This window comes from Candidatus Protofrankia californiensis (genome assembly GCF_900634765.1).
Classification (GTDB): domain Bacteria; phylum Actinomycetota; class Actinomycetes; order Frankiales; family Frankiaceae; genus Protofrankia; species Protofrankia californiensis.
Genome location: NZ_CAAAFT010000117.1, coordinates 7634 through 17158, shown reverse-complemented (window position 1 = coordinate 17158; position 9525 = coordinate 7634). Strand labels below are relative to the sequence as shown.

At 66.7% G+C, this 9525-nt stretch carries 12 protein-coding genes; 2 read left to right on the top strand and 10 right to left on the bottom strand.

Annotated features, from left to right (window positions below; genetic code table 11):
* Positions 1 to 340 (bottom strand): TIGR03668 family PPOX class F420-dependent oxidoreductase (locus DD1DGNOD_RS06955; RefSeq protein WP_131769700.1); only part of this gene is annotated, 340 nt, incomplete at its 3' end.
* Positions 341 to 435: 95 nt separating this feature from the next.
* Here DD1DGNOD_RS06955 and DD1DGNOD_RS06950 point away from each other — a divergent pair.
* The gene (locus DD1DGNOD_RS06950; protein ID WP_131765747.1) at positions 436 to 762 is read left to right on the top strand and encodes a DUF6247 family protein; all 327 of its coding nucleotides are present in this window, start codon (positions 436 to 438) and stop codon (positions 760 to 762) included.
* Between the two features lie 696 nt (positions 763 to 1458).
* Here DD1DGNOD_RS06950 and rdgB read toward each other — a convergent pair.
* From rdgB to clpS, 9 genes are all read right to left on the bottom strand, one after another.
* On the bottom strand, positions 1459 to 2064 hold the full coding sequence (gene rdgB / locus DD1DGNOD_RS06945) for an RdgB/HAM1 family non-canonical purine NTP pyrophosphatase (RefSeq protein WP_241251295.1): 606 nt from the start codon (positions 2062 to 2064) through the stop codon (positions 1459 to 1461).
* A 200-nt stretch (positions 2065 to 2264) separates the two neighbouring features.
* Positions 2265 to 3023, bottom strand: a complete 759-nt coding sequence (gene rph / locus DD1DGNOD_RS06940) for a ribonuclease PH (RefSeq protein ID WP_131765745.1) — start codon at positions 3021 to 3023, stop codon at positions 2265 to 2267.
* A gap of 277 nt (positions 3024 to 3300) precedes the next feature.
* Entirely contained in the window at positions 3301 to 4047 is a 747-nt protein-coding gene (locus DD1DGNOD_RS06935; RefSeq protein ID WP_131765744.1) for an MBL fold metallo-hydrolase, read from the bottom strand.
* Positions 4044 to 4340 (bottom strand): hypothetical protein, encoded by a 297-nt coding sequence (locus tag DD1DGNOD_RS06930; RefSeq protein WP_131765743.1) that lies wholly within the window; start codon positions 4338 to 4340, stop codon positions 4044 to 4046. Before DD1DGNOD_RS06930 ends, DD1DGNOD_RS06935 begins: the two co-directional genes overlap by 4 nt.
* A 704-nt stretch (positions 4341 to 5044) precedes the next feature.
* Positions 5045 to 5992: a PLP-dependent cysteine synthase family protein gene (locus DD1DGNOD_RS06925; protein ID WP_131765742.1), complete on the bottom strand. Its 948-nt coding sequence runs from the start codon at positions 5990 to 5992 to the stop codon at positions 5045 to 5047.
* A 20-nt stretch (positions 5993 to 6012) separates the two neighbouring features.
* Positions 6013 to 6318: a MoaD/ThiS family protein gene (locus DD1DGNOD_RS06920; protein WP_131765741.1), complete on the bottom strand. Its 306-nt coding sequence runs from the start codon at positions 6316 to 6318 to the stop codon at positions 6013 to 6015.
* Between the two features lie 228 nt (positions 6319 to 6546).
* Positions 6547 to 6951 carry a Mov34/MPN/PAD-1 family protein gene (locus tag DD1DGNOD_RS06915; RefSeq protein ID WP_131765740.1) on the bottom strand — a complete coding sequence of 135 codons (405 nt, stop codon included), beginning with the start codon at positions 6949 to 6951 and terminating at the stop codon, positions 6547 to 6549.
* A 142-nt stretch (positions 6952 to 7093) separates the two neighbouring features.
* Positions 7094 to 7702: a DUF2017 domain-containing protein gene (locus DD1DGNOD_RS06910; protein WP_165034807.1), complete on the bottom strand. Its 609-nt coding sequence runs from the start codon at positions 7700 to 7702 to the stop codon at positions 7094 to 7096.
* A 170-nt stretch (positions 7703 to 7872) separates the two neighbouring features.
* The gene (gene clpS, locus DD1DGNOD_RS06905) at positions 7873 to 8172 is read right to left on the bottom strand and encodes an ATP-dependent Clp protease adapter ClpS (RefSeq protein ID WP_206442995.1); all 300 of its coding nucleotides are present in this window, start codon (positions 8170 to 8172) and stop codon (positions 7873 to 7875) included.
* A gap of 1163 nt (positions 8173 to 9335) precedes the next feature.
* Between clpS and DD1DGNOD_RS27820 the strand changes: the two genes are divergently transcribed.
* On the top strand, positions 9336 to 9525 hold a 190-nt coding region (locus DD1DGNOD_RS27820; protein WP_206442994.1), incomplete at its 3' end, for a hypothetical protein.

The window sequence follows — 9525 nt, the reverse complement described above, 5'->3', positions numbered from 1 at the left end:
ATCTCTCGCCGGCGGATCCGTCCGCGGCGGATCCGTCCGCGGCGGATCCGTCCGCAACAATGCGGGCGACTCCGTCGGCGCGCGCCCACCACAGCGCTTTCCAGTCCTCGACGTAGTAATCGGCGATCAGGCTGACTCGTGGATTGACCGCGATATTGGCCAGGCGTTTGAGGGCCGCCGACCGTTTGGGCTTATAGTCCACTGCGGTAACGATCGCGTCGTCGTGGAGCGCGAAGGTCACGGGCACCAGATGCGGCTGCCCGGCCGCGTCCGCAGTGGCGAGCCGAGCGACCCTGGCGGCGGCAAACCGACCGCGCGCCTCACCGGCGTCCAGGTTCATCTGGACAGGGTGGACCACGAGCTCGGTTACGATCACGGTGAGAGCGTGGTATGCCCCGTCCGCGGTGCGGCTGACCGGACCGCGACAATGGAAACATGGCTGATACGGACGTGACGGCCCCGCTGGACGGGGTGCGGATCCGGGTGGACAAGACGGGGTCCGCGGTGCACGCCGCTCTGGACGCCGACCAGCGGGCCGCGTTCGAGGCGGAGTTCCGGGCGGCGCTGGCCCATGTCGACGATCAGTTCGACCTGGACGCCGTCCAGGACGTGGTCGAACGGTGGTGGCCGGCCGCGGTGCTGTGCGCGAATCCGGAGATCCGGCAGGGGGCGAATCCGGAGATCCGGCAGGTGATCGACGTGGACGACCATCACCAGCTGGCGGACGGTGACCGGACGGTGACCGGCGACCCCACCGGCTGACCGTCAACCGGCGATTACACGGCCCGGACAGCAGACACAAGAACCAGTGGTCTATGCCGACCCGGCCAGCTCGGCATAACGCTCTGCCAGACTTGCATGACGCTCTGCGTCATTCGTGATGCTCCGCATCGTCGAGAAATGGCGGTTCACCGTACCGGTTCTCCAATGTGGAGTGAACGCCCAGGATGGCTCGGGGACTCCGGGACTTCAGGAAGTCGCGGACTTAGGGACTCGCCGACTTCAGGGACCGGAGCTTCCGGTGACGCGGAAGGGGCACATCGGCGGCCGGCCGGAGCCCAACAACCAAGGGTGATCGAGGACGCGACTGGGGTGTCACGAGTCGGGGACGGATGGGAACGACCCGGACACCTCAGCCGCGTCCTTAACCTACCCTGCCGATAGCAAATAGTCACTGATCGATTACAGGTAGTTCCAGCTTACACGGCGATTGGCATCCATGTACCCGGTTTGATGCGCTCCACAGCCACATCTTTTGCCGGATTTCGCCGCCGTCCGCTCAGCGTTGGGGACTCAGTCACGGAAAGTGTTTGGATACCCGGCGCCGGAAGATCTCACAAAACGCTTCGGACATGCCCGGCAGCCGCACGATGCGAACGGACAGGACGACGCGAGTAGAGCGGCCGGACAGCGCGGTGGGACAGCCGGACAGCGCGGTGGGACACCGCGCGGCAGCCGTCAGATCGCCAACAGCTCCCGCAGGACGCCCGCGAGCTGGCCGAAGGCCCGTCCCCGATGGCTGATGGCGTCCTTTTCCGCCGGGCTGAGCTCCGCGCTGGTCCGGTTCTGCCCGTCAGGCAGGAACAGCGGGTCGTAGCCGAAACCGCCGTCCCCGCGGGGTACTCGCAACAGCCGCCCGCGCATCTGTCCGTGTACGACCTGTTCGGCGCCATCCGGTGTCACCACCGCGGCCGCGCACACAAAGGCGGCACCTCGGCGCTCCTCGGGGACGTCAGCCAGCTGGGCGAGCACGAGCGCGTTGTTGGCGGCGTCCCGCTCGGCCCGACCGGCACCGGGCAACGGCCCGGACCAGCGGGCGGACAGCACCCCGGGCATACCGCCCAGTGCATCGACCGCCAGACCTGAATCGTCCGCGACCGCGGGCAGGCCGGTCACCCGCACCGCGTCCCGGGCCTTGATCAGAGCGTTTTCGGCGAAGGTGGCGCCGGTCTCGGGGACGTCCGGGCCGTCCGGCAACGCCACGAGCTCGACGGCGAGTCCGGCCACCGCGAGGATGCGGCGCAGCTCGACGAGCTTGGCGTCGTTACGGCTGGCCAGCACCACCCGCCGAGGCGCATCCCGGCTTTCAACGAGCCGACCTTCACCGGGCCCGCCTGCACCGAGATAGCTTTCACCGAGCCGGCCTTCACCAAGCCGGCTCTCACCAGGCCCGCTCTCACCGAGCTCGCCTTCGCCGGGCCCGCTGCCCGCGGACTCCCTGTGCGTGGACCCACTCACCACAGCCCATTCATCGGGTGGACGGGTCACCGGGCGGACGAGCCGGCGGCCGACCGTGCCCCACCGGAGGGAACCGGCCGCGGACCCTCCAGCGCCACCCGCTGGATCTCGGTCAGCTGCGCGCACCCACCGACGGCCAGGTCGAGCAACCGGTCGAGCATCACCCGGTCGAACGGCACACCCTCGGCCGTCCCCTGCACCTCGACGAAGCCGCCGTCACCGGTGCAGACCACGTTCATGTCGGTGTCGGCACCGGCGTCCTCGTCGTAGGCGAGATCCAACACCGGCTGGCCACCGACGACTCCGACGCTGACCGCCGCCACACTGCGGATCAGGGCGTCCGGACGGCCGAGCCACCCGCACGCGTCCGACAGCGCGACATACGCGCCGGTGATGGATGCGGTACGGGTACCGCCGTCAGCCACCAGGACGTCACAGTCGATCGCGATCGTGTTCTCGCCCAGGGTCTTGAGATCGATACAGGCACGCAGGCTGCGGCCGATGAGCCGGGAGATCTCATGGGTGCGGCCACCGATGCGCCCCCGCACGGACTCGCGGTCATTGCGGGTGTTCGTCGCCCGCGGCAACATCGAGTACTCCGCGGTCACCCAGCCCAGCCCGCTGCCCTTACGCCAACGCGGGACGCCTTCGGTGACCGAGGCGGCACACAGCACCCGCGTCCGCCCGAACTCGATCAGAGCCGAGCCCTCAGCATGGTCCTGCCAGCCGCGAACAATCATCACCGGGCGGAGCTCACCGGATGTCCTGTCATCGGAACGTCTCACGACGACTGACCTTACCGGGCAAACGCACCCCAGCACCGGTCAGGTTCAACCGGATGTCACCGGCGAATCGTGCGAAAACGTCCGGCAGACGAACGCCGCACCGGCGAAACGTCCCGCCGGCAAACGTCCCGCCGGCGGACCTGGGTTGTCAGGCGTGCCCGGCAGCCATGCCGGGCCACGCCACCCCAGGTCCACGGATCAGTAACCCCAGGACTTGAGCCTTCCGGATCTTCGCCCGCGGCGACATCCGAAAACCGCCATCCGGAAGACAGGCGTCCTAGATTTCGTAGACGGCTCCGGTCTCGGCCAGGGTCAACGGACCGTCGAAGGCACCGGCTGCCTCCTCGCGGCTGCGTTCGGCGTCTCCCCACGGCACGAGGTGGGTGAGCACGAGACGGCCCACCCCCGCCTTGGTGGCGTGCTCGCCCGCTTCACGTCCCGACAGGTGAACGCCGGGCGGGTTGTCCGGGACGTCGAGGAAGGCCGACTCACAAAGGAACAGGTCGGTGTCCCGGGCAAGCTGCACCAGCTCGTCGCAGGCGCTGGTGTCACCGGAGTACGTCAGGGAACGCCCCTGCGCGGTCACCCGCATCCCGAATGCCTCGACCGGGTGCGCCACCCTCTCCAGATCGATCCGGAACGGACCGACGTCCAGCCGCCCAGGGCTGATCGTCCGAAAATCGTAGATGTCGGCGAGGGAATCCTCCGGCCAGCGCTCGAATGCCGCGCACAGCCTTTCCTGGGTGTTGATGGGCCCGTAGACGGGCAGTTTGGGAGGCATCCCCTCGGGATGGTAACGGCGGGCATAGGAACTCACCACGAGATCGAGACAGTGGTCACCGTGCAGGTGAGAGACGAGCAACGCGTCGATGTCCCGCAGATCGCAGTGCCGCTGCAGCTCGCCCATGGACCCGTTCCCGGCGTCCAGCACCAGCCGGAAGCCGTCGGACTCCACCAGATAGGACGAACATGCCGACCGGGGCCCCGGATAGGTTCCCGAACAACCCAGAATGGTGAGCTTCATCGGGCCACCGCCGATGCCATCGATACCACCGGCACAGGCCGCGGGCCGGCCGCCACGCGCCGGCGGTGGACCGATCCGGGCAGGCCCGGATCATCGAGCGCTCTGCGCCGGCCGGACTGCCGGTAGTCGTTCTTCGCGGTTTCTGCGCTACTCGTCAATGTGACGCCCTCTCCCATGACAAAGCCGATGACGCCGGTCAACAAAAGGTGATGGGTAGTAGAAATCGGGATCAATGTGTACACATCGACTTCTTGAAATAGCGCCGGACAAGCCTTGATCCAGCCGCGGAACAACCGACTCCTCGAGCCGCGACCTTCTTCTTGATCCCCAGGGGCGGGCCGGTAGCCGGCCGCACCCTGGAAAACCGGCAGGCGGGAAGACGTCGGGGGCGCAACGCCCGCGTGGACGCCACGGGCAGCGTGCGCGATCACACCAGCCCTGCCGCCGCGCTCCATAACCCGGGGACTCAGGCCTCCGGCAGCGCGAGAAAAACATGATCGCGCTGCCTTCGGTGATCCGGACGCTGCGGACCGGCCGGTGGGCACAGAGATCATCTCACCGGCTCGGGTGCGGTGACGCGCCCCGAGTGCACGCAACCGGGACGGGACCGTGGGGCAGGCCGCGGCTCGTGCGGGCGTGGCAACCACAGCCACCGGTTGCGCTCGGCCCGAAACGCTTCGCCGGTCACCGGCGAAGTGGAGGGGTTCGATTGGGAGCTGATCGGGGATCACGGTCGCGACGGCATGACTGCCGCCTGCGCTGCCGAATACCCCGATGGGCGCGCCGCTCATGAGCGATCAGACTAAGCCCGAAATCCGGTTCCGACCCTGTGGCAGTGGTCACGAAACTCATGTCGAATTTTGGACAGCCCGGACGAATCGGTATCGGGGTGCATCAGGGCACATCAGGGCACATCCTGAGACGTGGAAGAAAAATTATGATCATTGCCACATCGCTGCCGGGTACGCCGACGGGACCGCTCCCGCCAGGTCCCCGGTCACGCCCAGAGCTGACCCTCAAGTGCGGCTTCGGCCTCCTCTAGCGTGCCCGCATATGCGCCGGTGGACAGGTACTTCCACCCTCCGTCACAGACGACGATGGCGATGTCGGCACGCTGCCCGGCGCGCACGCACTTGTCCGCCTCGATCAGTGCCGCATGCAGGATGCAACCGGTCGAGATCCCGGCAAAGATCCCCTCCTCCTCGACCATCTGCCGGGTCCGCCGCAGTGACTCTTTTGGACCTACCGAGATACGAGTGGTGAGCACGCTCTCGTCGTAGAGCTCGGGGATAAACCCCTCGTCAATGTTGCGAAGGCCATACACGATCTCGCCGTACCGGGGCTCCGCGGCAATGATCCGGATGCCCTGGACCCGTTCGCGCAGGAAACGTCCGGTACCCATCAGCGTCCCGGTGGTGCCCAGGCCCGCGACGAAATGGGTGATGGACGGAAGATCCTCAAGGAGTTCCGGACCGGTCGTTTCGTAGTGCGCCTGCGCGTTCGCCGGGTTGCCGTACTGATAGAGCATCACCCAGTCGGGATGTTCGGCGGCCAGCCGCTTGGCCACGGCGACGGCCTCGTTGGAGCCGCCGGTCGCGGACGAGTACACGATCTCGGCACCCCACATCGTGAGCAGCTGCCGCCGCTCCGTCGAGGTGTTCTCCGGCATCACGCAGATCAGCCGGTAGCCACGCTGGCGGCAGACCATGGCCAGTGAGATGCCGGTGTTTCCCGACGTCGGTTCGAGGACGGTGGCGCCGGGAGTGAGCAGACCACGCTTCTCCCCGTCCGTGATCATCCACAGCGCGGCTCGATCCTTGATCGAGCCGGTGGGGTTGTCCTGCTCCAGCTTGGCCCACAGCCGGACGTCCGGCGACGGCGAAAGCCTGGGAAGGCCGACCAGGGGGGTACGGCCAACCGAGTCCATCAGGGAGTCGAAACGCATGAGCTCTTCCGGCCCGCCTGTCAGACGCCCGAAGTCGCCGGCATGACGGCGCAGCCGCCGGCGACGGCGGGGAGGATGGTCACATTGTCGCCGTCGGCAATTTTTGCGTCGAGACCACCGAGGAAGCGGACATCTTCGTCATTGACGTAGATGTTCACAAAGCGGTGCAGTTCGCCGGCGTCGGCGATAAGCCGGCCCCGCAGACCCGGGAAGCGGCTGTCGATGTCGATGAACAACGCTGCAAGCGTGTCCCCTACGCCCTCGACGACCTTGGACCCGCCCGTGTAGCTACGCAGGATCGTCGGCACGCGGACCTGGACTGCCATGGTGCTCCTCTCCGTCTTGCTCCGGCTTGCTCTTCCGTCTTGCTCGGGCCGCGGTACGTGGTCGAGCCATCCGACATCCATCGTCCCTGGTGCGACAGCATGTCGACAGACCACCCGGTCTGTCGCCCCGGCTGCCGGTGCCGTGCCCCGAGGCGATCCGTCTCGTACCGGGTCCTGTCATAGGTGTGTTCCGGCTACGCGCGGCACCCGGCACAACGTCGCGAACAGTCAGACGATTTCCACAGGCTCCTCTGTCACGACTGCGTCGATGATGCGGTACGACCGGAACTCGATCCGCTCGGGGTCACGGGTCGAGGCCAGGACGTAGTGGGCACCGGGTTCCCAGGCCAGCGAGATGTCCGTGCGGGACGGGTATGCCTCGGTAGCGGTATGCGAATGATAGATCACTATCGGCTCTTCGTCCTGGTCGTCCATTTCGCGCCAGACCCGCAGCTGCTCCATGGAGTCGAACCGATAGAACGTCGGTGACCGCTCCGCGTTCTCCATGGCCACGAACCGCTCCGGACGGTCCGATCCGGCCGGGCCCGCGACGATCCCGCAGGCCTCGTCGGGATGGTCCCGCCGGGCATGGGTGATGATGGCCTCGTACACGGCTCGATCGATGCGCAGCACGGGCCAACGGTACGACGAGTGGCATCCAGCACGAGCCACGATCACGCTTACATGGCGAAGAATGCCTGCCCATGATCTGATTTTGCCCGCCTGGCGGTCCTCGGTGCCACGCCGCCGGACGTCTGGATCACCGCAGGTCGTGTCACAGCAGAGCGTGGACAAGCTGGTCCTGCATGTCGCCGAGGAACAGGTACACCTCGACCACGGGTCGGCGCGGGTCCTGGCTTTCGACCTCGTACAGGGCATCGGCCGAGACATCATCGGTCAGGTTGAGACGGGTGCCCAGAACCAGCCTCAGGTCATTGAGAGTGATCAACCAGTCCTGGACGGCGTCGTCGTCGAGCAATGCTCGGCCACCCGTGGCCGGGACGGTGGCCAGCACCCGGCGAGCGGCGTCGCGCTTGCCCGCACGGATGTCGTCGGAGGTGCGGCGGCGGTAGTCCGCGGCGGCGTCCGGGTCGTCCGGATAGGCCTCCGGAAGCAACCGGGCCACCGCCGGATCGTCCGGTGGTGCCGGGGGCACGGCCCGCAGGCCGACGATCGCCTCCAGCGGGTCGGCCACCGGCGGCGGCTCCAGCAGCGCGTCGATCTGACTGATCAGCTCGACCAGCAACGTCGCCTGAAGCGGACCGAGGACTATCTCGATGCCGTCCTCGGTACGACTGAATCCGTTGGACACGCTCTCCCAACCAAGGTCAGCAGTGATCGACCAGGTGATCGACCAGGTGATCGACCGGACTCGCCGGGACATGGGCCGGAGTCCGGTCGACCGGTGGTACCCACACAGCAATCTGGGGACTTGGGCCCCCGGCAGCGCGAAAGAAGCATGATCGCGCCGCCTTCGACCCTCCAGCAGCGCAGCGGCCGACACCGACTCGCGGCGCGCGGCACTTCACCCGACCGGGTGTTTCCGATGGCCCTTCAGTCCTGCGCGACCGTGGCCCACAGACCGTAGGCATGCAGACGGGTGGCGTCACGCTCCATCTCCTCCCGGGTGCCGGAGGAGACGGTGGCCCGTCCCTTGTGGTGCACGTCGAGCATGAGGGCCTTGGCTTTTTCCCGACTGAAACCGAACAGCTTCTGAAAGACATAAGTCACATACGACATCAGGTTGACGGGGTCGTTCCACACGATCGTGACCCAGGGCCGGTCGCGCTCGGCGATCTCGTCGGCGTCCAGGACGTCTTCGGGTGCGGCGGTGGCGAGTGACACGACCTCCATTGTGGCGCGTCAACGGGCCGGCTTCCCCCCGGGCCGCCACGCACGGGCGGAGAACCTGAGTCGATCTTCAATCGGCGAGATACGGGCCTCACCGGGAACCATCTGGATCTGCTTCGACGAACGAGCAGCGCATCCCGCGCACCGCGCCGGGCGTCCCGTCCGCCCGGCCGTGCCGAAGCCGGCACGCCAAGGCGGCGTGCCCCACGGGACGGCGAACACCATCAGTTACCGGCAAGCGTACGGGGACGAGCTGTCGACCGCCACGAAGACCACGGTGTGAGCGCGACAGATACGCCCATACCCTAACAGTAGGTAACCGAAATGGTGTATTTAGTTGTATTCGGTCCTGATTTGGCTATCTTTTTAGTCACGGTTCGTTGCTCAACACAAAAGACCTCTTCGATAGCCGCCCAAGCCCGTCGCACGACACCTCGGACTCTTGCCTACAGATAGTGACAAGAACGCCGACGTCCCGTTGTGACCAAACCGTATGCGCGAACCCATTGCTCATATATGGCCTTTTTGGGTCATATCCGTACGAATTCAGAAAAATCCGGCGGACCGGACCAGCAGCGGAGAGGAGTAGGCCGCCATGAACAACGGCGTCAGCTGGGGCTGAAACCAGAACGAAATGCGGCACAGAACGCATCACACACGCACCAGTGCCACCCGACAACTCCCGGCGGACAACCACCGCCACCGACCGGAAAGGAAGAGGGCATGAATGGTGTCAGTTGGGGCTGAGAACCGCTGTCGTACGGTGTCGGCGGCGTTCGCCGTGCCACCACTACCGGCCATGCCGATCAGACCGATCAGACCGATCAGACCGGTCGGGCCGGTCGGGCCGGTCCGCGGAAGCCAGCCGGAAACCAGAAATGAGGCCGGCCGGCAGCCGGCTCGCGGGAGCCGGCCACCGGCCGCTGAACGACGACGTCCGATCCGACGAACGGGGCGTCGGCACACAAGTCGGACGGGTGTGCTTCGGCAGCTCCTCGCAATATCGGCATCAGCTCGCCGCGCCCCCGCCGCGTAGTACATGATCGGGGCGTAGTGAAGGATGCCCGTAGCGTCAGGATTAGGAGACACCGGGGGCGCCGCCACCCCAGGCGGCGTAACCCCGGTGGTCCGATCGTGCAACCTCCGCAGGCAGGACGGGAGCCCATATGGCCGTCGGCACGTGCGCACGGTTCATACCGTCCAGGTACCTCCTGGTGCTCGTCGTGGTCACGTGTACCGCGACGGCCGTGACCGCGAGCTGCCTGAACCGCCTGCTGGACGCGCCTGAACCGGTCTCGTGGTGGCGGCTGGCCCTCGGGATCGCCTGCATCGCAATCGGCCCGATACCCCTGATGC